The organism is Actinomycetota bacterium (assembly GCA_028698215.1).
Lineage (GTDB): Bacteria > Actinomycetota > Humimicrobiia > Humimicrobiales > Humimicrobiaceae > Halolacustris.
This window is the reverse complement of sequence record JAQVDY010000014.1, coordinates 1-23337: the sequence shown is the minus strand read 5'-3', so window position 1 is coordinate 23337 and position 23337 is coordinate 1. Positions and strand designations below refer to the sequence as shown.

Sequence of the window (23337 nt, the reverse complement as noted above, 5' to 3'; positions counted from 1 at the left end):
TTAGTTACTTAAAAGATTTTTGTATTAAATTTATTAACTGTTCATAATTTATTAATTTTTGTTTTAAGTTAACTAATAACGATGATTTAGCGTGTAATGTTTCTCCGGCGTCCTTAATATTTTTTTCTACACTGCTCCTGCTGGTACCGCAATCTACTTTTTTGGAATCAATACAGGATTCTATACTTATTACCTGGTAAAAATCATCAGTAAAATAAGGGGAAAATTCCTGTAACTCTTGTGGCGTTAACTGATCAAAATCTATTCCTTTTTCTACGCAATAAGCTACCAGCCGTCCCACAATATTATGCGAATTCCTGAAGCTTTCCCCTTTAGCCACCAGGTAATCAGCAATATCTGTAGCCTGCATAAAGCTTCCCTTTAATTTATCCTCTGCCGGTTTAAACTCCATATTCTGCAGCAAAGCTGCAAATATTTCTATGCTTTTTGCAGTATGGCCAACTGCCTCAAACAATATGCCCTTATCCTCCTGCAAGTCCCGGTTATAGGCCATAGGCAGCCCCTTTAACAGCATCATTAGCTGATTAAGGTTCCCCATTACTACCGCACTTTTTCCCCTGATCAGCTCCAGCACATCTGGATTTTTTTTCTGGGGCATGATACTGCTTCCGGTGCAGAAAGCATCATCAATTTCTATATAGGAAAACTCCTGGGAAGCGTAAATGATAAAGTCTTCGCTGATCCTGCTAAGGTGCAGCATGACCTTGGAACAGGCATAAATAATATCCAGCATAAAATCCCTGCTGGATACAGTGTCCAGAGAATTATAGTCAAGCGCAGAGAACTTTAAAAGCTTAGCTATTAGTTTACGGTCCAGTTTATATCCGCTGCCCACACAGGCCGCAGCCCCCAGGGGCAGGGAGTCACAGGCCTTAAAGCAACCCGCTAAGCTGTCCAGGTCCCGGGAAAATTTAGTAAAAAAAGATAAAAGGTAATGGGCAGCCAGTACCGGCTGGGCCTTTTGCAGATGAGTATAAGCCGGTATAACCGTATTAATATTCTTCTCCGCCAGATTAAGCAAACTTGATTGCAGATCTATCAAACCTTCCAAAAGCTGGACTATTGCCTGTTTGGCATACAGCCTTTCATCGGTAACCACCTGGTCGTTCCTGCTCCGGCCGGTATGGATTTTTTTACCTGCCTCCCCTACCTTTTCTATAAGCCTGCTTTCTATCAGGCTGTGAATATCCTCAAAACCCGATAAGGGGCCCTTTTCTATGGACTGTTTAACTTCATCCAAGCCCTGTAACAGTTTAGCAAAGGTGGCATCATCTATAATGCCTGCAGAATTTAAACCGGCAGCATGAGCCATACTGCCCATGATATCGTAAATATATAGGTCCTTATCTATATCCAGGGACCCTGTAAACTTATCTACCAGTTCATGGGTCTTTTTCTGGATCCTTCCCTTCCAGATCTTATCCATCTATCCTTCCCTTTTTACCTAATAACTCATAGGGATAACCCCATACTTTAATAAAGCTTTCTGAGTGTTTGGGATCAAACTGGTCTTTTTGGTCATAGGTGGCCAAGTCCATATCATACAGGGAATAGGGGGACTTTCTTCCCACTACGGCAAAATGCTTGTATCCCAGCTTAACTTTAACCTTACCGGTTATATGTTTCTGGGATTCCTCTATGAAGGCAGCAATGCATTGCCTTAAGGGAGTAAACCAAAGGCCATAGTAAGCCAGCTCTGCCAATTTATCTTCCTGCATATACTTGTAGTGAGCCAGTTCCCGGTCCAACACCAAAGCTTCCAGTTCCCGGTGTGCTTCTATGAGCACCACTGCTGCCGGTGCTTCATAAATTTCCCTGGACTTAATGCCTATCAGGCGGTTTTCTACCATATCCACCCTTCCTATGCCATAGGCTCCCGCTGTTTTGCCTACCTGGGTAATTAACTCAGCAGCACCCATCTTCTTTCCGTTTAAAGCCACCGGAACCCCCTGCTTGAATTCTATCTCTATATATTCATTATCCCGGCAATCCTTGGTGATGGCAGTCCATCCGTAAATATCTGAGGGAGGTTCCTGGTAAGGGTCTTCCAGGACTCCGCATTCTATGCTTCTGCCCCAAAAATTTTCATCTATGCTGTAAGGGCTTTTTTTAGTAACCGTAATCCTTATATTATGCTCCTGTGCATATTCTATAGCCTGGTCCCTGGATATGTTCCATACCCTCTGGGGAGCGATGATATCCAGGCTAGGATCAAGGGACCTTATAGCCACATCAAACCTTACCTGGTCATTTCCCTTGGCGGTACAGCCATGTCCCACTGCCTCTGCCCCTTCTGCCTGGGCTGTCTCTACCAGTTTTTTGGCAATAAGCGGCCTAGCTAAAGCAGTAGCCAGGGTGTATTTCTTTTCATAAGCCAGGTTAGCCTTAATGGACGGCAGTACATAATCAGAAACAAATTCCTGTTTAGCATCAATAATTAATGCTTTGGCTGCCCCTACCTCCAAAGCCCTGCTGTAAGCCTGCTCCAAATCATCTGGCTGGCCTACATCCACCAAAGCAGCAATAACCTCATAACCGTAATTTTCTTTCAGCCAGTTTATGGAAATGGAGGTATCCAGGCCTCCAGAATAAGCCAATACAATCTTTTTCATTTTTTCTCCTTAAAAATCATTTAATAACTTCTCTAATTTAATGCCATTATCTTTAGTATCCACTATACAAATAATGGTATCATCTCCAGCTACTGTCCCTAAAACCTCTAAAAAATTGACTCCGTCTATTATAGCGGCTACCCCCTGGGCCTCCCCGGGATAGGTTTTTAGTACCAATATATTATAAGCTCTATTGAGGCTAATGACACTTTCCTTAAATTTTGCTTTTAGTTTTTCAATATTAAAAGTAGTGTCTTCCTGATAGCGCCTGCCCAGGGTATAGAACTCCTGCTGGCGGTAATTTCTAACCTTAACCAGCCTCAAATGGTTGATATCCCTGGAAACAGTAGCCTGGGTTACCTCAAATCCCTTTTCTTTAAGTTCTTCCTGAAGCTGCTCCTGGGAAGATACCTTTTTGCTCAATACTATTTCCTTGATAGCTTTTAGACGTTCGTCTCTTTTCATCACTCACCTCGAATAAATATATACCAATAATGCTTTCTGTGCATGCAGCCGGTTTTCGGCCTGCTGCCATACTATGGAATGGCTGCTGTCCATAACCTCATCGGTTATTTCCATCCCCCTATGTGCAGGAAGGCAATGCATAACCTTTACCGACTGGCCTGCTTTTTGGAGCAGGCTGCCATTTACCTGGAAAGGTTCAAGCTCTTTTATTTTTTGCTGATCTTCTTTATCACCCATGCTTATCCAAACATCAGTATAAATAACTTGTGCTTCTTGGACCGCCTGGTACGGATCATTTATTATCTTAAGCTTGCTGCCTGTGGTTTTGGCTTCTTTTTCAAACCATTCTATTATCCAGCCTGCCGGCCCATATTTTGCCGGGCAGCCAATAGTAATATCCAATCCCAGCTTGGCAAAACCTATCATTAAGCTATTGCTGACATTATTGCAGTCTCCCAAATAGCAGAATTTCAAAGTCTTATTGAGCAGCCCCATTTCAAATAAGGTAAACAAGTCGGAAAGTGCCTGGCAAGGGTGATACTTATCAGTTAAGCCATTAATTACAGGGATACTGCTGCTGGCAGCAAATTCTTCTACTGTTTGGTGAGCAAAAGTCCTTATAATTAGGCCATCCAGGTATCGGGAAAGAACCTTGGCCGTATCAGGTATGGATTCCCCCCGGGAAAGCTGCATATTTTTTGCATCCAGGTAAATAGGATGGCCTCCCAGCTGGTTTATGCCTGCTTCAAAGGAAAGCCTGGTCCGGGTAGAATGCTTATCAAAAAGCATGCCTATGGATTTTCCTGCCAGTAGATCCTTATATAGAAACTTGCCCTTCTTTATCCTGGTAGCTAGTTTTAACAAATAATCTATGGTCTCCAGGGGATAATCTTTTAAGCTAAGCAAATGTTTAATCTTCATAGGTAGCCTCCCTTAATTGTTGGTCCAGCCATTTTATTAACCGGTCAATATTGGCTTTGGTTATGATCAAGGGCGGTAAAAACCTTAAAGTATGGTCCGAGACCTTATTTATAATCAGGTAATCAGCCAATGCCTTTTCTACCAGCTGGGAAGCTATAGGCTGGCTGAATTCCATTCCCAGCATCAAACCGGCTCCCCTGACCTGCTTGACTATGCTGTATTTATTTTTCAAGCCATTTAATTTGCTGTTAAAATACTGGCCCATTTTTTCTGCCCGGTCTACCAGCTTCTTATCTTCCATATAATCCAAAACCGCACACCCTGCCGCACAAGAAGCAGCATTGCCTCCAAAAGTAGAGCCATGGGATCCCGGCCCAAAATAGCTGGCAATATGCTCATTGGTTACAATAGCCCCTATAGGCATTCCCCCGCCCAGGCTTTTAGCCATAACTACTATATCCGGTACAATATCGTACTTAAGATAAGCAAACATAGCCCCCGTCCGCCCTATACCTGTCTGTATTTCATCTGCTATCAGCAAAATATCTTTCTTGGTGCACAATTCAGACAATTGGGCCAAAAACAGCTTATCTGCAGGATTGACACCGCCTTCCCCTTGAATGGGCTCAATGATTACGGCACAGGTTTTATCACTTATTTGCTGGTTTACTGATTCCAGGTCATTTAGGTGGGCATACTTAAAACCTTCAAGCAAAGGTTCAAACTCTTTCTGTTTCTTTTCCTGGGCGGTAGCAGACAGTGCCCCCAGGGTACGGCCGTGAAAAGAATGGTAGAAAGATATGATCTGGTGCCGGTCCCGGTTGTATTTTTCGGCCGAATACTTACGGGCCAGCTTAATAGCGCCCTCCACCGCTTCTGTACCGCTATTGGCAAAAAAAACTTTCTGCCCAAACTGGGTAACAGCACATATCTTTTTGGCCAGCTCTACCTGTGGCAGGTTAAAATAGAGGTTGGAAGGCTGTATAATCCTGGCTGCCTGCCTGGATATGGCCTTTACTACCGCCGGATTGGAATGGCCCACATTAAGGCACCCGTACCCGGCAATATAATCGGTATATTTATGTCCTTCCGCATCCCACAGATACTGCATTTTAGCCTTTTCAAAAACTGCCGGCAGCCGGCTGTAGGTATGCATCAGGTATTTCTGCCCATCATTAAATATTTCAATATTGGTCTTCACTAAAATCCTCCTTAACAATCATGGTTCCAATGCCCTTGTCAGTAAAAATTTCTGCCAGGATGGAATGCTGCTTATTGCCGTTAAGTATATGGGTCCGCCTTACCTGTCCTTCCAGGGCATCAATACAGGCTGATACCTTTGGTATCATGCCTTTGTCTATTTCTCCGCTATCAATCATTTCCAGGCACTTCTTTTTGGTTATGGATGACACCAGTTTGCTTTCCCCCTTTACCTTTCTTAGTATTCCGTCTACGTCAGTAAGGGATACCAACTTTTCTGCTGCCAAAGCTACTGCAATCCGGGAAGCAAAGGTATCAGCATTGATATTATAGACATTGCCCTGGCCGTCCACCCCCAGGGGAGCTATAACCGGTATAAACCCATCTTCCAGCAAATCTGTTAAAAAATAGGAGTCAATACCGGTAATCTCACCTACAAAGCCCAAGTCAATTACTTTACCGTCTTTAATGTATTCCATTTTCTTGCACCTTATAAAGCTGGCATCATTTCCGGACACTCCCACTGCAATCTTGCCATGGCGGTTCAGGTAGGTTACCACTTTGCCGTTAACCTGGCCTACCAGCACCATCCTTACTATCTCTATTACCTGTTTACCGGTTACCCTCAGTCCATCCACAAACCTGGGTTTTATCCCTTTTTGCTGCATCAGTTCCGATATCTGTTTTCCTCCCCCGTGTACCAGCACCACCTTTATCCCTACATACTTCATCAGCACCAGGTCATCCAGTACACTGCTTAAGATCCGGTCATCCTCCATCATGGCTCCACCCACTTTTACTACCACTATCCGGTTAAAATACTGCTTTATATAAGGGAGCGATTCCAGCAGCAGGCCTACTGTGGTGGAATACCTTTCTTCCAAATTTCCTGTAAAATATTTTATTTCTTTTTCCATTTTTTCCCTCAGGTGGTATACGTGGCATTTATAGATACATAGTCATGGGAAAGGTCCGAAGTCCACACCACGGACTTTTGCTTTCCCTGGTTTAAACTTATCCTAAACTCCATCTGGCGGCCTTTTATTAAATCCTGGGCAGCCCCAGCATCATATTCCTGCTCCAGCCCGTTTTTAACTATGCATATCTCATTAAGGTACAGGTCCACTTTATCCGGATCAAAATCCTGGCCTGAAGCCCCCATGGCAGCACAAATCCTGCCCCAGTTAAGATCTTGGCCGTAAACTGCGGTTTTAAACAAATTAGAGTTGGCCACCTTTTTGGCTATGGCCTTGGCAGCCTGCTTCTGGGCAGCACCTTCAACTGTAACCTGCACCAATTTAGTAGCCCCTTCTCCGTCCTCCACTATTTTTTTAGATAAAAACTGCAGCACATAAAAGAAAGCCTTACTAAAAGCCTTCCACCCGGCATTACCTTCCTTTATATGGACCCCGCTTTGACTATTAGCCTGTACCAGTACCATGTCATTGGTACTCTGGCAGCCATCTACAGTAATGGAGTTAAAGCTGTCCTCTACCCCCTGCATCAGCAATTTATCCAGGGCCTTTTTTTCAATATGGGCATTAGTAGCTAAAAAAGCCAGCATGGTAGCCATATTGGGCTCAATCATCCCTGAGCCCTTGGCTATTCCTCCTATAACTACATCTTGGCCAGGACCTATGTTTACTTTTACCGCTATTTCTTTTTTAATCTTATCGGTAGTCAAAATAGCTGCAGCGGCATCATGGCCCCCTTTAAGGCTAAGCTTTTGGCTGCATTCCTTTATCCCCCGGCTAATCATATCCATGGGCAATTGCTTTCCTATAACCCCGGTAGAAGTAGCCAGCACTTCTTCTGGTTTCAGGTTAAGCTGTACAGCCGCCATTTTTATGGTTTTAAGGCAATTAAGATAGCCCTGCTGGCCGGTACAGGCATTGGCAATACCTGCGTTTACTACCACTGCTTTTATATTACGCCCCTGCTGTAGCTGCTCCCTGCAAACTATTACTGGGGCAGCAGCAAAAAGATTAGTGGTAAATACAGCACTAGCCACGGTATCCAGGGGGGTATAGATGATACAGATATCATCCCTTTTACTTCTGGTTTTTAAACCGCAATGGGCAGAACCTGCCCAAAAATCTGGTACATCAGTAATAGTACCGTCTGTTAGTAATTCAAAATCCATTGGTCCTCCTTTCAAGTGCGGATACCCTGCAGCCTTAATCCTTGGTCTTCTTCCAGTCCCAGGGCTATATTCATATTCTGGACAGCCTGGCCAGCTGCCCCTTTTACTAAATTGTCTATAACCGAAAATATTTTTAATATTTTACTATCCTTATCATAGGCAGAAGCTATAAGGCAGTTATTGGTCCCTGCCACCTGCCTGATTTGAGGAATATGGTTTACATATTTTACAAACAGGCTTTGCTGATAATAATGGTGATAGGTTTCTGCCACTTTTTTCTCATCCAGGTTTACTGCCGGTACATACAGGGAGGAAAATATACCCCGGTCTACCGGCAGCAGATGGGGAGTAAAGCTAACTTTAAGCTTCTTTCCATAAATTTTAGCAATTTCCTGCTCAATCTCCCCTGTATGGCGGTGCCCCAGGGGAGAATAAGCATAAAAGTTTTCAGAAAGGTTTAAAAACTGGTAAGCTTCCTTAAGTTTTCTTCCAGCCCCGCTTATCCCGGATTTGGAATCAATGACCAGGCTTTCTGGATTAATTAACTTGCTGTCCAGCAAGGGGTAAAGGGCCAGCAGCACCGAAGTAGGGTAGCATCCGGGATTAGCTATAAAATTTGCTCCTTTAATTTGGTTTCGGTTTACCTCCGGAAGCCCATATACAAACTTATCCAATAAATCCGGCAATAAATGGTCAGCCTGATACCATTTTTTATACTGGGAAGCGCTGTTTAGCCTGAAATCTGAGCCTACATCAATTACTATTCCCTCATAGATCGATAAAACCTTGGCCATGTATTGCATGGAATCATGAGGAGGCAGGCATAAAAACAGTACGTCAGTTTGCTTAAGCTGGCTTTTGTTTAGTGTTTCCACATATTTCTGGCTGCAGCCAATGCCGGGGAAAACCTCCCCTATCTTTTTACCTTTATAGGTCCTGCTGGTGGCATAGGCCAGTTCCAGGCCACTGTGCCCCAATATAATTTTAATCAGCTCAGTTCCAGTAAGGCCTGAACCACCAATAACTGCCGCTTTTATTTTCTTTTGCATGCCATTATGTTTATTTATTTATAATAAGTGCAAATTATACATAAATTATGTATATTATGCAAATTATTTTTTATAAGTTATAAACTGTTACTTTGATTTTGTCCCCTGTCCTAACACCTTCCTAACCATATATTTAGCTGGCTGGCCGGGCCAAAATTTATAAGCAGCTAATTTTTAGGTCAATCCCTGGCTTTTATCAACATGCCCCAGGTTACGGGAGATCTTTCGGGCTGAATCCATTACCAGCCGCGCATAGGATTGGGGGTCTCCAATATTGGGAGAGTAAAGGGTAAGGGTAAGGCTTAAAGCCCCCACCACCATGGACCGGTAATCCTTAATGGCGGCTGCTATACAGATGATATTATCCTGCATTTCCTGGTTATCCAGGGCAAAACCTTTTTTTTGTATTACTTTGATTTCTTGCCTTAACTGTTCCTGGTTGGTAATGGTTTTTTGGGTATAAACTATAAATTCAATGCTATCCATTATTTCTTCCCTTTGGTGTTCAGGCATGGCAGCCAGTATGGCCTTGCCTACTGCAGTACAATAGAAAGGCACTTCCAGGCCAATGCGGGAATACATCCGTACCGGGTTCTGGCTTTCCCTTTTATCAATATATATGGCTTTTTCTCCCAACACCATTACCAGGTGTATGGTTTCCTTGGTACGGTTATTAAGATCATCAATTACTTCTTTGGATGCCTTAATCAGGCTAAAATTTTCCATCTGGGTATTGGCAATCTCTATGAACTTAAGTCCCAGGCTGTATTTTTTACTATCCGGGTTTACCTGAACATAATCTTTTTTTTGCAGCTTAGACAGTATGCGGTAAGCTGTGCTCTTGTTCAGGCCTGACCACTGGGCAATTTCATAAAGCCTGGCTTCTTTGTGTACTTTTAAGGTTTCAATTATGGTAAAGACTTTATCCAGGGACCTCATTTATATTCTCCATATTCATAAGCGGCTTCAAACATGGCCACTATGTTTTCAGCAGGAACACCCGGCTGTATATTATGAATCTGGTTAAATACCAGGCCGCCGCCGTACCCCAGTATTTCCATGTTTTTTCTTACATGCTGCCTCACCTGCTCCGGGGTTCCGCTGCCCAGTACCGTCCTGCTGTCACAACAACCTCCCCAGAATATTAGGTCCCGGCCGAATTCTTTTTTCAGCCTTTCCGGCTGCATGTCCCGGGCAGTAATCTGTACTGGATTGATAACATCCAGGCCTGCTTCTATCAAATCCGGAATTAATTCATAGATTGAGCCGCAAGAATGCAAAAATACCTTGCAGCTGCTTTTGCTGTGTACCAGGTCCCACATTTGCTTATGCCTGTTTTTAAAAAATTTTTGGTAAATATCTTTAGAAAAAAAGGGGCTTTGTTCACTGCCCATATCATCGGCAAACATAATTACGCTTAAATACTGCCCTGCCAGGTCCAGCACACGGGCCAAATTTTTTAGATAATCTTCCATAAGTGTTTCCAGGAAACGGTTTACACCGGCAGGGTCCAGGTAAAGGTCACAGAAATAATTTTCCATCCCCCTGGTGCTGAATCCGCTTTCCACCAGGTTGCCTCCAAACCTAAGCACCAGGGCATAATCGGTTTGTTCATACATTTCCTTTATGCCCTGCCTAAATTTTTGAGCCTGGGAACTTTCCCCTAAATCCATATTTCCAGGAGGCGGAGTAGTATAAGCCCATAGGTCCCGGGCCAGATGACTGGCTTCAATATGTTCCGGGAACTTATCCATTTGGCCGTATACCCAGTAGGTCTGGTCAATATAGTAGGATTGGGGCGGCATAATGCCCAGCAAGGTTTGCTGCTGGTCAAATACCTTTGTCCCCTGTTGGTCCTGCACCAGGTCTAGCCAGGAAGGGACCAAGCACTGTGACCCATCATGCAGGATGAAAGGTTTCCAGTAATTGCTGTCACTATAAAAAGCCTGGCCGGCATCAATAGCGTCTACTTTAAAAAAATCTTTTACTGGCTGTTGCGGATAGCATAGTTGCTGCACCACATCATACATCCGGGGCAGGGGTTCATTTAAGCCAAGTTTCCGGACCAGTTGATTATAGGCTATGGTAGTTATACCCGTAGTCCTGGTGCTGCCAAAATCTATGGGAACCCGGTCCGGCAGCTGATGGTTTAATACTGCTTCTACTCTTTGCCTAGAGTTCATATTAAAATTTAGGTTAAGTTACAAAAAATTAGATACAGATTTCACAGATTAAAGACAGGTAAATCTTAACTGCTTCTATCAGCTCATCTATTATTATGAATTCTCCCGCAGTATGGGCATTTTCTATACTGCCCGGACCAATAATCAAGGTGGGATATCCCTTATGCCATATGGTGGCTCCATCTGTCCAGCCTTGCATGCCGCAGTTTTCAAATTTGAGTCCCAGGCGCTGGTAAGCCTGCCTGCATACAGACATAAATTCATGGTCTGGAGGAATATAGAAAGGACCGTAATAGGCATTGGCAGGAAGAAGGGATTTTAGCTGATACTGGTAGCCTTCTTCTTCCCGGCAGGCCTGTCTCAGGTAAGCTTCCAGTTCTGCTTTAATATCCATATCCTGCTCCTGTTGCGTCCATCTCCGGTCTATCTTTAAGATACATCTATCCGCCACGATGTTGATATCTTTTCCACCCTGTATAATGCCGTAATTAATGGTAGCGCTGCCCACTTGAGGCTGCTTTCTGGAAGCCAGCAGGGGCAGGTAATTATGGTCTACCAGCTGTATAAAACCAGCCATAGCCCTGATAGCATTCAGCCCCTTGTAAGGCATACTGGCGTGCACCGCTTTACCCTTAATGGTGGCCTGGTACCGGGATACCCCCTTGTGGGAATTTACCACCTTCAGCTGGGTAGGTTCACCCACTATATGATAATCAGCTTTAAACCCGCTTTCATTAATCAAATAGCGGGTACCGGTACCCCCCGATTCTTCGCCAATCACCCCTGTAAAATAAAGGTCGCCTGCCAGCTCAATTCCTAACCTTTTTACCAGCATCATGCTGTAGATCATGGCGGCCACTCCCCCCTTCATATCTGCTGAACCCAGGCCGAATATCTTCCCATCTCTTTGCCTGGGCCTGAAATCTTCCATCTCCTCACTAGGAGGAACGGTATCCAGGTGGCCGTTTAAAGCTAGGCTCTTTTTTTTGCCCTGGCCTGCAACTTTGGCGATAACATTGTTGCGTCCCGGTTCTACCGGCTGGACATTTACCTCTATGCCTGCACCTTTAACCAGCTCATATACCAGGCTGCTTATTTCCTGCTCCTGTCCAGGACAGTTTATATGGCCCTCTACAGACATAAGGTCTTTTAGCAGGCCCAGTACTTCTTTTTTATTTATGGATTTAATCAGCAAATTCAGTAAATTATCCAATACTTTTCTCTCCTTTATCCTATGAACCTGTCTTTTACTGCAGCTGTGCTATGGCATCGTCCAGGTTGACTTCCAAGCCCTGGGCCCTCATATAGGCCCCCAGGCCGCTGATTACTGCAGCCAGGTTCCTGGTAAGGCATTGCTCTGTGCTCATATGTCCAATTCTAAATACTGTAGTTTTCATGTCCTCATCCAGGGAACCGCCTATCATTATATTATAATTTTTAACCAGGAAATTCTTAAACTGGGAAGCATCAAATTTACCCCCGGTGCTTACTGCGGTAAGGCCATGGGCGGTGCTGTTCCTGGGGACAAACAAGCCCAGGCCCAGTACCTCAATAGCCTTGATCAGCTTTTCTGAAACCTGGCGGTAGAAAGCCAGGCGGTTTTCTATCCCCTGCTGATTTATCATATCCAGGCTTACCTTCAGGGCTTTTACCAAATTGGTAGGTAGGCTTACCGGGAAAGGATGCCAGTCATTCCACATATGGTAATATTCAACCCAAACTTTAAGGTTAAGGCACCAGGTAGTGGGGCTAAATTCACTATCCAGCTTGCTTAAAATCTTTTTGCCTGCCGTAAGCAGTCCAAATCCTGCCGGACAGGCCAGCCCTTTCTGGGTAGCATTAGCTACTGCATCTATACCCCATTGATCCATTTTAATTTCTTCTATTCCACCGCTGGCAATAGCATCTACAAACATCCAGGCTTTATATTTTTTGGCCAGGGCTGCTACCTCCCTTATGGGATTTAAGATACCTATGCTGGTGTCTACATGGACCATCCAAACCACATCATAGCTATTAGCCTGCAGCCTCTGCTCGATAGCTTCCAGGTCGCAGGGGGAACCCTTGGGAAAAATTATCTGGTCCAAGTGAGCAGCATAACTTTTAGCTATATCATAAATTCTGTCGCCAAAATGGCCGTTATTTATTACCAGGCATTTCTTGCCATGGCAGAAATTAGCCCCTATGGCTTCCAGGGCAGTTGATCCTGACCCTGGAATGAGGTAAGACTGGCCTTCGGTACCCATGATAGCAGAAAGTTGATCCACTGTATCCAGGTACAAATCCCTGAATTCTGCACCATAATGGGCAACGGTTTGACCGTTAAAGGCTTCAATTATCTGCCCAGGGCTTTCCACCGGGCCAGGTATCATCAATAGGTATTTCATTATTTCCTCCATCTGACAACTGCTTTAAGTTAAATAATTGCGGCTATTTTAAGCCTATTGTCCCTGCAGGGCAATTAATTATATAAAATTTTTGGGTACGCTTAGCTGCTGTAAAGCCTCTATAGCGGTATCTATATGTTTTTGCCCTTCCGAAACCACAAATACACGGTGTCCCGGAAATAGCAGCTCAATGCCCAGATCTGCCAGTTTGCCTATATTTTCCCGATAAGGCCCCAGGCCTGATCCATTACAATTAAGCAGCCCTATAATGCCTTCCGCAAATACTACATCTCCGGTAAACAGGGCCAGGCCCTCTTCCAGGTTCACTTTAAAACAAGTAGAGCCCTGGCTGTGTCCGGGCACTATGATAGATTCAAAAATCACCTGGTTAACCTCTATGGTGTCCCCATCACTAATAGAGCGTGTTTCCGGGCAGGGCTCAAACTGGTAATCAGGGTAATACAGTCCGCTTTTTTTGGCCACATCCAGGGACAACTTTTTTTCATCCCCGGTATTTACAATATCTTCTTCTTCCTTGCTGATATACACCAGGCAACCATACCTGTTTTTAAACCAGGCTGCCCCTCCCCCATGATCAGCATGGGAGTGGGTTAACAGAACCGCAGATATCTTTTCAGGATCCAGGCCATCGTTTTCCATATTTTGCACAATTAGCTCAGGCTGCCGCCCCAGCCCGGCATCTATCAATGCCAGCTGTCCCTGGCAATCTACTACATATATGCTGCAGTCAAATTCATTGGAAAGCCCATAGTGGCCGCTTCCCACCAGGTATATATTTTTAGTAATTCTCAATTCATACCTCCAGTTAATTTTACAGGGTTCTTCCCACTAGCTCTCCAGCCTCTACTGCTTCCCTTATCCTGGCTACATTCACGCAGTCACCAATAGTGTGAACCTCCAGGGCTTTCATGGACAATATCTTTATAAGGTCCTGGTCTGCTTTTTGGTTCACCGCTATGGCTACCAAATCAGCATCCAGGCCTTCTTCCCTGCCCCCTTCCGCCAAGCCCATCTGGGTATCATAGGGTACTATTACCTCTGCTCCCTCATCGGTGATGGCATTAAGTTTGGTCTCAGTCATAACCTTGACATTCTTTTCCTTCATCAGGTCGGTTAACCTTAGCTTTATTTCAGTGATCTCGGTTTCTACCAGTATATCTCTCAAAACCTCTACCAGGGTTACCTCATAACCGTTATCCGCCAGGAAGCAGGCAGTTTCACAACCTACCTCCCCGCCTCCTACCACTACTGCCTTGCTGCCCTTGTATTTAGATATATCGGTTAAAATATTTACTGCAGAATCCACATGGGGTTTATCCATTCCCGGTACGTCGGGCATAATGGGGGCAGCTCCAATAGCTATTACCAAAGCGTCAGGATTGGTTTTTTCTACCAGTTCCGGGGTAACCGTAGTGTTTAGTCTTACTTCCACCTTATTCTGCTCCAGTTCATATTTAAACCATTCCAGGGCCCGGCCTACATCATCCTTGAACGCTGGCCTGCTTCCCGGATACATCATTCCTCCTACATGGTCACTCTTTTCATAGATGGTTACCTCATGGCCCCTTTTAGCTGCAGTAATGGCAGCCCTCATGCCGGCAGGGCCGGCCCCTATTACCATTACCTTCTTTTTTATTACAGGCTCAGGCAGGTATTGGTCGGATTCCTTGAGCACATAAGGGTTTACAGAACAGCAGAGTGGAGTACCCAGCCAGAGCTGGTGGTGGCATATGTTACACCTGATGCAGGGAGTAATGCTGCGGCTGTTTCCTGACTCTGCCTTCCTGGCCCAGTGAGGATCAGCAATCAATGCCCTTCCTACTGCCACCATATCACATTTTCCTGCCTCTATAGCCTCATCAGCTTCCTGGGGTACACTGATAGCCCCATTGGCCAATACCGGTATATTAGGCACTGTTTTCTTAATTGCTTCCGCTAATGGCATCAGGGTATTCCGGGGAATATAGACCGGAGGAACATGGGAATATTTACTGGTTTTAACCATGGTGGTAGATGAAGAGCTGGCAATATCCAAAAAGTGTACCCCGGTTTCAGACACTACATATTCAGCCATTTTTTTAGCCAGGTCAAGATCCACTCCTCCCGGCAGCCATTCATAAGCGCTGTATTTAAAGCCCACTGTAAAATCAGGGTGCCGTTTTTGTATGCCCTTTATTATATCTACAGGAAACTTCATCCTGTTTTCAAAGCTTCCCCCATACTTATCCTGCCTTAAATTTAAGGCAGGAGAAATCATCTGCCCTATAAGGTAGCTGTAGCCTCCATGCACTTCAACCCCATCATAACCAGCTTCATAAGCCCTGTCTCCTGCTTTTATAAAGCAATCTATTAGAAAGTCCAATTCATCGGTAGTAAGCTCCCTGGGCTTTATATTATAGTTTAGGCTATAGATAGATGAAGGAGCCTCTGCTCCCCCGAATTTACAGCCATGCAGGGCTATCTGCAATATTATCTTTGATCCGTGTTTATGGACTTTTCCAGTCATTTCCTGATGGGAAGGTATCAGCCGGTCATCATAGATACCGGTCAATGGAGATGAACCGGTAGCCAGTTTATCATGAACCCTGGTAAAAGAGGTTAGAATTAGTCCCACGCCCCCTATGGCCCTTTCTTCAAAATATCTAATGGTCCTGCGGGGCCAGGTGTCATCCGGGCTGTACAGGCTGGTACCCATGGGAGCCAGCACCACCCGGTTAGGCACTTCCAGCTGGCCCAGTTTTATTGGTTTAAATAACGATTTCAGTTCCATTTTCTACCTCCATGGTTGAGTTATTTGCCACACTTAGCAATATTGTTAAAAACAGCTTTAGGTTTTGCCTGCCTTATCCACCAGGCTAGCTGATGGTCTTCCTTCCAGTATAGGCAAACACCATAAGCATTATTATCAGTCCCTGGAAAAGCAGTTTTACTCCCTGGCCTAATCCCAGCATGTTAAGCAGGCTGGATAACAGGGAAATTATGATAACCCCTACAATGGTACCTATTATGCTGCCCTTGCCACCGGCAAAAGTCGTGCCGCCGATAATAACGGCGGTAAGTGAATCCAAGGGATAATATTCCCCGCCTACCAGGGTGGGACTTCTTAGGTATCCTGCCCAGATTAGAGCTGCAATAGCGGTCAGCAGTCCGCTTATCATATATACGTAAAACAAAATTTTATTAGGGTTAATGCCGGTCATAAAAGCTGCCCGGGGGTTAGCCCCGCAGGCAAATATATAACGGCCAAAAGAAGTTTTACCTAACACCAGGATTACGATTACAGCTATAACTGCCCATATGATTATGGATACGGGAAGAAAGCCGAATAGCTTGCCGTGGCCCATATAGGCAATTGCATCCGGGGCTTCCCCCCGGGCAAATCCCTTGGTGTATATATAAGTGATACCGGTGATAAGGCTCATCACACCCAGCGAGCCTACCAACGGTGAAATTTTAAATCTTACTACCAAAAAGCCATTTACCATCCCTACCAGTACCCCTACCGCCAAAGCCATAAGGATAACCGGGAAAGTAAGGCGGTTCTGGCCCATGGAAACACCTGAAATCAAAGCCATGATAAGAGTGGCAGAAGCACCCACGGAAAGATCAATACCCCTGGAAATAATAAGCAGGGTCTGCCCTATGCTGATAATGCCTAGGATAGAAGCAATACGCAGGATAAATAAAAGATGGTTGGGTTCAAGCAGGCGCGGTGAAAGTATGCCTGCTATTATCAGCAATATTACCAGGGAGATATATACCCCGCTTTTCTGGAAGATCCTGACAAAAAACTGCTTGAAATCAAATTTCTGGTTAGCTGCCAGATTCTGTTGGTTAGCATCTTTCATATTGTTATTATCCTATCTTCTCTTAAAAGAATTTATTATCATGGCCAGTATGAGCAATCCACCCCTGAATATGTACTGATAAAAAGGCTCTACCCCACTCATATTCAAGGCATTGCTCATCATGCCTACAATAGCAGCGCCGCCCAGGCTGCCAATGATAAATCCCTCTCCCCCGGCAAAAGTCATACCGCCGATTATGGCTCCGGTTAATGAATCCAGGGTAAAGGGATCCCCGATTAAGGGTGCCCCGGAGCCAATCCTGCTGGCCAGTATCAAACCGGCTACCGCCGCCAGTATAGAGGATATGATATAATTGCCAATTCTTACCTTCTTGACATTAACCCCTGCCATACGGGCATAAGTCTCGTTTTCACCCACGGCATAAGTATGAAGGCCAAATACGCTGCGGTGCATAAGGAACATAAAAAAGGCATAAACAATTATTACTATTACCAGGGGCACTGATAATATGCCCACCCGGTAAAGAATCGCACTGCTAAAAGCCCTTGGTACGGATCCTCCAGGGGTATTTCTATACCACAGCACAATTCCCTGTACCACATAAGACATGCTTAAAGTTACAATCAAGGGCGGGATATGGGTTTCATTGCAGATGACTCCGTTAACCAGGCCTATCAGTACCGCAATGGCAAAAATCATGATTAAGCCCAGCAGTATGCCTCCGGTGGAGCTGCCCATAAGGTTGGCGGCAATCACCGTAGTCAATGAAATAACCGACCCGATAGAAAGGTCAACCCCTCCCCCTATTAGCACCACTCCCTGGCCTATGGCTACTATGGCTAATGGGGCAATTTGTACCAGCAAATTGGAAAGATTGGCAGAGGAGCGGTAAATTGGAAAGAAAATATAGAAAACGGCAAAAACCAGTATCAAAAAAATATAAGTATAGATAACTGAAGAATATCTGTTCAGTTTTTTTAAACTAAAACCGGACCCAGTAGAGTTAGTGGTCATTAATCTTTGTCCTTTTATAAATTTTCATTTCTTTTATATCGGGTGGCCTTGATGGCCACCCGATACCCCATACAGCATGTTTTATTCAAACAGCTCTCTTAGTTTTTCTTCCGGCAGATAGGTCGGAACCCTGATTTTATCAGGTAGGTCAGGAAGAATCAGGCTATCGATATCATCCACGGTATAAATGTCAGAAGGAATGATGGTATCTTTGTCAAATGGTTCTCCCATGAGGGCTTTCATTCCAATGTGCAGTGCATCTACACTCATGGTTGAAGGTTTAACTACTACCTGTGCTTCCAGGCCTTCATCCTTGTATTGCTGCCATAATTTCATTTCACCGTTTTCACCATGGAATGGAATAGGCACGAAAGGAAGGTCATTATCAATATAGGTCTCAACTACAGCTCTGGGCTCTGAGAAAGTCCAAACCCCGGCAATGTCAGGGTGTGCAGCCAGCAAGTCCTGCATAACTATCTTGGTTTTACTGAAATCCCAGTCTCCATATACCTCAGGCAGGGTGGTTATGTCCGGATATTGGTTAAATACAGACATAGCGCCTTCATAAGTATCATTAGCAGCGCCTGAACCAGCCAAGCCGTTTATCATAGCTATCTTGCCTTCCCCACCAACAGCATCTGCGATGTAGGTAGCAGCTGATTCGCCCCACTCAAAGTCATCAGTACAGATATAAGCGGTATAATTATCGCTGTTAATAGGTGCTGAATGCACAATTACCTTGATTCCTTTATCCATGGCAGCATTTATAGCATCTACCAGGTTATCAGGAGTCTGCGGAGTAACAAATATAATATCGCAGCCTTTAGCTACCAGGTCTTCAAAGTTGCTCAGGTTTTTAGCTACATCACCATCAGAGCTGGTATAGTGTACTTCTTCTACCATATCAGCATATTCCTGCTCCAATGCATACTTGAATTCCTCTGCCAGCTGCAGTGACCAGGCATTTCCTACCCAGTATATATCATAGCCAATAACAAATTTTTCGCCTTCTGCTGCCGGCTCTTCGGCTGCAGGTTCCTCAGCAACTGGCTCTTCGGCTGCCGGTTCTTCAGCAGCAGGTTCTTCAGCGGCAGGTTCTTCAGCAGCAGGAGCTTCAGCTGCTGGTTCTTCAGCAGCACAGCCGTAGGTGGCTGCCATTCCTACTACAAATACCAGCAGAAATGTGGAAATTAATATTAGTTTTAGTTTACCTTTCACTTTTCCTCCTTTTTATTGATATTGAGGATTGCTATTACATTCTAGAAAACAACCCCGGTAAGCTTATAAAATATTTACCTTTACCCCACCCCCTCAATCATATTTTTAAAAATTATTCTTCAATTTTTCCGCTGGCAGCCAGCATTATCTTTTCTTCACTAACTTCCCTGTTTTCAAAAACCCTGGTTACCCGCCCTTCATACATTACAGCAATCCGGTCACATAAACCCAGCAGTTCAATCATGTCGCTTAATACCACTACAATGGCTATCCCTTCATTAGCCAGCTGTCTTAGGGTCTGGTATATATCCTCCTTGGTCCCCACGTCTATACCCTGGGTGGGTTCATCCAGCAAAAAAAGTTTGGGCTTGTTTACCAGCCACCTGGCCAGTATGACTTTCTGTTGGTTTCCGCCGCTTAAGTATTGGACTTCCTGGTTCCTTCCGGCAGTAGCTATATTAAATTCATCAATCTTTTCATCTACAACGTTTAGTTCTTTTTCCCTGTTTAAACCCATAACCTGCTTATAATCAGTTATGGTAGCAATGGAGATGTTTTCCTTAACGCTGCGGCATAAAAACAGCATTTCGGTTTCCCGGTCACTGGAAACATAATGGATGCCGTTATTAATGGAATGAGCCGGACTGGCATGGGTTATTTTTTTGCCTTCATAGGTTATGGTTCCCGAATCTATTCTATATATGCCAAATATGGTATTAAGTAAAGCAGACTGTCCCATACCTACCAGCCCGCCTATGCCCAGTATCTGGCCTTTTATTATATCCAGGTCAATATCATATATATGGTCTTTTACCGTCACCGATTGCAGAGTCATTAACTTCTGGCCATCCAAATCCTCCTTTTTGGGAGGAAATATATTAGACAGAGTCCTTCCTACCATCTTATTTATAACTTCATTTTTAGTTATTTCTTTTATAGGGGTGGTTTCTACCAGGCTTCCGTCTTTTAAGATAGTCACATTATCCGCAATCTCAAAAATCTCATCAATCTTATGGGATACATAAATAATGGTAATATTCTGCTGCTTCAGGTTATCAATTATCCTAAACAGGGTTTTAACCTCTCCTTTAGAAAGGGTGGAGGTAGGCTCATCCATTATAATCAGGTCAGCATTGGCATAAAGAACTCTGGCTATAGCCACAAACTGCCTCTGGTCTATGGTAAGGTCCCTTACCGGTATATCCAGGTCCAGCTTTATATCAATATCATCCAGGATCTTCTGGCAAACTTCCCTGGATTTCTTTAAATTCCTGATACCGACCCTGCGGAATTCCCGTCCTAATAGGATATTTTCCATTACCGTAAGATTATGCATAAGTCCCAGGTCCTGCGGTATTATAAATATCCCCATTTCCTTCATTTTGATGGGATTACCCTTGGGCAGCAGCTGTCCCTTGTATTTAATCTGGCCGCTGTCATAGTTGTATACACCGCATATAATCTTATTTAAGGTGGATTTACCGGCACCATTCTCCCCCACCAGGGCCCGGGTCTCTCCCTTGGTCAGGGAAAGGGAAATATTTCTGAGTACTTTAACTCCGGAAAAACTTTTAGATACGTTTTGTATTTTTAATATTTCCTGATTTTCCATTACTTCTCTTTATAGCCAGGTTTTACTAAAAGTATTTCAAATTGAAAGTATTTTATACTAATAATAATAGCACTTACCCTTTCTAATATCAGCAAAATATTACTTAACCTAAACCAGGCTGGTTATTAGGCTTGAAGTTTAATGCCTAGAGTTTCATATAGTAAAATTCTGTTTTAAATATTTAAACATTTTACCAATATCTGTATTTTGAGTCAATAAATGTAATGGAATTTATATAGAAAATTATTAGGAAAGAATAGAATATTGAGAATCTGCCAAACCATTAATTATAGTTATAAGGGTGCCCTAGCTTTCCTGGCAAGCTGGTTTTATTTCGGTTCTTTTTTCCATTAATCTCAACTCACGCAGCAGGAAAAATCCGGTAAGCAATATTGCCAGAAAATCAGCTATGGGAAAAGAGAACCATATGCCTGAAATACCCATGGCCAGGGGCAGCAGTAAAATCAATGGTATTAAAAACAGTATTTGCCGGCTCATAGATAATATGATAGAGGGATTGGCCTTGCCGATAGACTGGAAAAAGCCAGCTCCTATGACTTGAAAGCCTATTAAGGGAAATAGAAGCATTAAAATCCGTAAAGGATTAGCAGCTAAGGATAACAGGGCCTGGTCATTACTAAACACCCTCAGTATGGGACCAGGAAAAGCCAGCAACACTGCAAAGAAGAACCCTCCTATTACCATAGTAGTAAAAATAGAAACCTTTAAGGCTTCTTTTACCCTGGACATGTTCTTAGCCCCATAATTGTAGCCCACTATGGGCTGCACGGCAGCTACTATGCCAAACAGGGGCATGGTTACAAACATGACAATACGGTTGATGACGCTAAAGGCGGCAATGGCTATATCCCCCCCGTATATCTTTAAGGAATTGTTCACTATTATCATCAGTACACTGCCGCTTACCTGCCTGATAAAAGAGGCAAATCCCAGACTGGTTATCTCCTTTATAATGCTCCACCTGATTTTAAAGTGGCTTAGCTTTATATGCAGGCAGCTCTTGCCCCTCACATAATAAATCAAAGCATAAAGAAAGCCGGCAAACTGGCTGATAACAGTAGCATAGGCTGCCCCTCTTATACCCAAGCCGAATACAAAGATAAATATTGGATCCAGCACAATATTTAAACCGGTAGCCAGAAGCATTATTATCATGGAGTTTTTAGCGTCCCCTTCTGCCCTGATAAGGTTATTGGTGGACACTAAAAAAGGAAAGAATACAAAGCCCAGGGTTATGGTAGAAAGGTATTCCCTGGCATAAGGGTATATGTTGGGGGTAACTCCAAACAGTCTTAATATGGCATCAGGAAATATCAATGCTATTGCAGTTATCACCAATCCCAGTATGGTTACCGCCATAAAAGAGTTAGCTGTTACCCTGGAGGCACCCTCGTAATCCTTTTCTCCCAGCCTGCGGGAAATCATGGAAGCTGAACCCAGCCCTACCAGTTGAGCTGAGGCCATAACTATCATCTGGATAGGAAATACTATGCCTACCCCGGCAATGGCCAATGTACCTATTCCCCTGCCGATAAAAATAGTATCTACCACATTGTACAGGCTGTTGGCCAGCATACCGATGGTAGCCGGGATGGCCAGTTTAGCCAAAAGAGGGCCGATCCTCTTATTGTGTAGATTATCTATATTCCTTTTATTTTTTAAGCTCATGTTTTTCAAAACTTTCCACTATGCTTTGCAGCTTCCCAATAGCATGAAAGAATTCTTCCCTATCTTTTGGTTTAAGCTGCCCTATCTTCCCATAAGCATGGGCTTCCACATAATCACATACTTGTTTTCCCAGGTTTTGCCCCTTGCCGGTTAGCCCTACAATTATTTTCCTGCGGTCATTGGCATCATATTCCCTTTTAGCATAACCCTTGGCTACCAGGTTATCTATAACCGAAGTAAGGCTTCCTGATTTCAGGTCCACATCCTGGCACAGTTGTCCCATATTTTTTTTGCCCTGGACATACATATGCATTATAGATATAACTTCCGACCTGCCTACGTCATGGCCTTTGACCTTTTCATTTATATCTCCAGCCAGATTCCTCTTTAAGGAATACAGGACTTTAAGAATATCCAGTATAACTTTTATCCCTTTTTGCTGTGCCATAATTAATTTAGATTTCTAAAGATTAGAATGCTAAATAATTTTGGGGGTTTTGTCAAGCACATATTGCTTAATGTCATCTACAAGTTAAAAGTGAACCGTTATTTACGATCTACAAGTTAAAAGTGAACACCCTACATGAGTTATAATTTTTGACCAAAAATAGAAAGGTCAAAATATTATGGCTCAGTTACATAAAAAGTTCTCTGATAAACAAATAAGAGATCTACTAGCAAGGTATGTGGAAAAGAAGATAAAAAGGGTCGATATACAGAAAGTGCTGGGTATTGGAAAAACAAGATTCTTTGCCATTGTCAAAGAATACAAGAAAGACTCGGCAGCATTTTCTGTTGAATATATAATATATGGGGACAGCCATAAGGGTCGTCGTCATTTAGATAGCATCTTTAAAATTAGTAATCCAAAAGAGGCTTACTTTTTAAAATTGCTGGCTGTGAAGTTTTATTCAACTTTTAATTGTAATTAAAGCCGAATACCTATATCATTAGCTGAACTTTGTAACCAAAAGGATTTATGGCCCATACCTA

21 protein-coding genes are annotated in these 23337 nt (G+C 43.7%); 1 reads left to right on the top strand and 20 read right to left on the bottom strand.

Translation table 11 applies throughout. The features are described from left to right. Window positions 1-4: 4 nt before the first annotated feature. From argH to PHN32_05520, 20 genes are all read right to left on the bottom strand, one after another. Window positions 5-1447: an argininosuccinate lyase gene (gene argH, locus PHN32_05615; protein MDD3777065.1), complete on the bottom strand. Its 1443-nt coding sequence runs from the start codon at window positions 1445-1447 to the stop codon at window positions 5-7. Continuing rightward, the gene (locus PHN32_05610; protein ID MDD3777064.1) at window positions 1440-2633 is read right to left on the bottom strand and encodes an argininosuccinate synthase; all 1194 of its coding nucleotides are present in this window, start codon (window positions 2631-2633) and stop codon (window positions 1440-1442) included. Before PHN32_05610 ends, argH begins: the two co-directional genes overlap by 8 nt. 9 nt (window positions 2634-2642) lie before the next feature. After that, the gene (gene argR, locus PHN32_05605) at window positions 2643-3098 is read right to left on the bottom strand and encodes an arginine repressor (protein ID MDD3777063.1); all 456 of its coding nucleotides are present in this window, start codon (window positions 3096-3098) and stop codon (window positions 2643-2645) included. Window positions 3099-3101: 3 nt separating this feature from the next. Continuing rightward, window positions 3102-4019 (bottom strand): ornithine carbamoyltransferase, encoded by a 918-nt coding sequence (gene argF, locus PHN32_05600; protein MDD3777062.1) that lies wholly within the window; start codon window positions 4017-4019, stop codon window positions 3102-3104. After that, the gene (locus PHN32_05595) at window positions 4009-5220 is read right to left on the bottom strand and encodes an aspartate aminotransferase family protein (protein ID MDD3777061.1); all 1212 of its coding nucleotides are present in this window, start codon (window positions 5218-5220) and stop codon (window positions 4009-4011) included. Before PHN32_05595 ends, argF begins: the two co-directional genes overlap by 11 nt. Next, a complete protein-coding gene (gene argB, locus PHN32_05590; protein MDD3777060.1) occupies window positions 5204-6136 on the bottom strand; it encodes an acetylglutamate kinase in 933 nt (310 codons plus the stop codon). Before argB ends, PHN32_05595 begins: the two co-directional genes overlap by 17 nt. Before the next feature lie 8 nt (window positions 6137-6144). Beyond that, window positions 6145-7362: a bifunctional glutamate N-acetyltransferase/amino-acid acetyltransferase ArgJ gene (gene argJ, locus PHN32_05585; GenBank protein ID MDD3777059.1), complete on the bottom strand. Its 1218-nt coding sequence runs from the start codon at window positions 7360-7362 to the stop codon at window positions 6145-6147. 11 nt (window positions 7363-7373) lie between these two features. Further along, the gene (gene argC / locus PHN32_05580; GenBank protein ID MDD3777058.1) at window positions 7374-8411 is read right to left on the bottom strand and encodes an N-acetyl-gamma-glutamyl-phosphate reductase; all 1038 of its coding nucleotides are present in this window, start codon (window positions 8409-8411) and stop codon (window positions 7374-7376) included. 174 nt (window positions 8412-8585) lie between these two features. Beyond that, window positions 8586-9350 carry an IclR family transcriptional regulator gene (locus PHN32_05575; GenBank protein ID MDD3777057.1) on the bottom strand — a complete coding sequence of 255 codons (765 nt, stop codon included), beginning with the start codon at window positions 9348-9350 and terminating at the stop codon, window positions 8586-8588. After that, window positions 9347-10594, bottom strand: coding sequence for a uroporphyrinogen decarboxylase family protein (locus tag PHN32_05570; protein MDD3777056.1), 1248 nt, complete (start codon window positions 10592-10594; stop codon window positions 9347-9349). Before PHN32_05570 ends, PHN32_05575 begins: the two co-directional genes overlap by 4 nt. Window positions 10595-10622: 28 nt before the next feature. After that, on the bottom strand, window positions 10623-11807 hold the full coding sequence (locus PHN32_05565) for a M20 family metallopeptidase (protein ID MDD3777055.1): 1185 nt from the start codon (window positions 11805-11807) through the stop codon (window positions 10623-10625). Window positions 11808-11841: 34 nt separating this feature from the next. Further along, window positions 11842-12981 (bottom strand): alanine--glyoxylate aminotransferase family protein, encoded by a 1140-nt coding sequence (locus tag PHN32_05560; protein ID MDD3777054.1) that lies wholly within the window; start codon window positions 12979-12981, stop codon window positions 11842-11844. 78 nt (window positions 12982-13059) lie between these two features. Continuing rightward, the gene (locus tag PHN32_05555) at window positions 13060-13794 is read right to left on the bottom strand and encodes an MBL fold metallo-hydrolase (protein ID MDD3777053.1); all 735 of its coding nucleotides are present in this window, start codon (window positions 13792-13794) and stop codon (window positions 13060-13062) included. A gap of 19 nt (window positions 13795-13813) precedes the next feature. Continuing rightward, on the bottom strand, window positions 13814-15772 hold the full coding sequence (locus PHN32_05550; protein MDD3777052.1) for an NAD(P)/FAD-dependent oxidoreductase: 1959 nt from the start codon (window positions 15770-15772) through the stop codon (window positions 13814-13816). Between the two features lie 85 nt (window positions 15773-15857). After that, on the bottom strand, window positions 15858-16850 hold the full coding sequence (locus PHN32_05545; GenBank protein ID MDD3777051.1) for an ABC transporter permease: 993 nt from the start codon (window positions 16848-16850) through the stop codon (window positions 15858-15860). A gap of 12 nt (window positions 16851-16862) precedes the next feature. Continuing rightward, entirely contained in the window at window positions 16863-17825 is a 963-nt protein-coding gene (locus PHN32_05540) for an ABC transporter permease (protein ID MDD3777050.1), read from the bottom strand. An 81-nt stretch (window positions 17826-17906) separates the two neighbouring features. Continuing rightward, window positions 17907-19043, bottom strand: coding sequence for a substrate-binding domain-containing protein (locus PHN32_05535; GenBank protein MDD3777049.1), 1137 nt, complete (start codon window positions 19041-19043; stop codon window positions 17907-17909). Window positions 19044-19155: 112 nt separating this feature from the next. Further along, window positions 19156-20655, bottom strand: a complete 1500-nt coding sequence (locus tag PHN32_05530; GenBank protein ID MDD3777048.1) for a sugar ABC transporter ATP-binding protein — start codon at window positions 20653-20655, stop codon at window positions 19156-19158. Between the two features lie 306 nt (window positions 20656-20961). Continuing rightward, the gene (locus PHN32_05525; protein MDD3777047.1) at window positions 20962-22344 is read right to left on the bottom strand and encodes an MATE family efflux transporter; all 1383 of its coding nucleotides are present in this window, start codon (window positions 22342-22344) and stop codon (window positions 20962-20964) included. Beyond that, window positions 22328-22792 carry a MarR family winged helix-turn-helix transcriptional regulator gene (locus PHN32_05520; protein ID MDD3777046.1) on the bottom strand — a complete coding sequence of 155 codons (465 nt, stop codon included), beginning with the start codon at window positions 22790-22792 and terminating at the stop codon, window positions 22328-22330. The genes PHN32_05525 and PHN32_05520 overlap by 17 nt, the downstream gene beginning before the upstream one ends. 238 nt (window positions 22793-23030) lie before the next feature. On the opposite strand from PHN32_05520, the gene PHN32_05515 reads away from it, so the two are divergent. Continuing rightward, window positions 23031-23276, top strand: coding sequence for a hypothetical protein (locus PHN32_05515; protein ID MDD3777045.1), 246 nt, complete (start codon window positions 23031-23033; stop codon window positions 23274-23276). The last annotated feature ends 61 nt before the right edge of the window (window positions 23277-23337 follow it).

What these genes read in the sequence shown, in the direction of transcription:
- PHN32_05550 (MDD3777052.1), bottom strand. Translation starts at nt 15,772, where the DNA reads ATGGAACTGAAATCGTTATTTAAACCAATAAAACTGGGCCAGCTGGAA.
- argC (MDD3777058.1), bottom strand. Translation starts at nt 8,411, where the DNA reads ATGCAAAAGAAAATAAAAGCGGCAGTTATTGGTGGTTCAGGCCTTACT.
- PHN32_05610 (MDD3777064.1), bottom strand. Translation starts at nt 2,633, where the DNA reads ATGAAAAAGATTGTATTGGCTTATTCTGGAGGCCTGGATACCTCCATT.
- PHN32_05560 (MDD3777054.1), bottom strand. Translation starts at nt 12,981, where the DNA reads ATGAAATACCTATTGATGATACCTGGCCCGGTGGAAAGCCCTGGGCAG.
- PHN32_05575 (MDD3777057.1), bottom strand. Translation starts at nt 9,350, where the DNA reads ATGAGGTCCCTGGATAAAGTCTTTACCATAATTGAAACCTTAAAAGTA.
- argR (MDD3777063.1), bottom strand. Translation starts at nt 3,098, where the DNA reads ATGAAAAGAGACGAACGTCTAAAAGCTATCAAGGAAATAGTATTGAGC.
- argB (MDD3777060.1), bottom strand. Translation starts at nt 6,136, where the DNA reads ATGGAAAAAGAAATAAAATATTTTACAGGAAATTTGGAAGAAAGGTAT.
- argJ (MDD3777059.1), bottom strand. Translation starts at nt 7,362, where the DNA reads ATGGATTTTGAATTACTAACAGACGGTACTATTACTGATGTACCAGAT.
- PHN32_05540 (MDD3777050.1), bottom strand. Translation starts at nt 17,825, where the DNA reads ATGACCACTAACTCTACTGGGTCCGGTTTTAGTTTAAAAAAACTGAAC.
- PHN32_05520 (MDD3777046.1), bottom strand. Translation starts at nt 22,792, where the DNA reads ATGGCACAGCAAAAAGGGATAAAAGTTATACTGGATATTCTTAAAGTC.
- PHN32_05570 (MDD3777056.1), bottom strand. Translation starts at nt 10,594, where the DNA reads ATGAACTCTAGGCAAAGAGTAGAAGCAGTATTAAACCATCAGCTGCCG.
- PHN32_05545 (MDD3777051.1), bottom strand. Translation starts at nt 16,850, where the DNA reads ATGAAAGATGCTAACCAACAGAATCTGGCAGCTAACCAGAAATTTGAT.
- argH (MDD3777065.1), bottom strand. Translation starts at nt 1,447, where the DNA reads ATGGATAAGATCTGGAAGGGAAGGATCCAGAAAAAGACCCATGAACTG.
- PHN32_05525 (MDD3777047.1), bottom strand. Translation starts at nt 22,344, where the DNA reads ATGAGCTTAAAAAATAAAAGGAATATAGATAATCTACACAATAAGAGG.
- argF (MDD3777062.1), bottom strand. Translation starts at nt 4,019, where the DNA reads ATGAAGATTAAACATTTGCTTAGCTTAAAAGATTATCCCCTGGAGACC.
- PHN32_05530 (MDD3777048.1), bottom strand. Translation starts at nt 20,655, where the DNA reads ATGGAAAATCAGGAAATATTAAAAATACAAAACGTATCTAAAAGTTTT.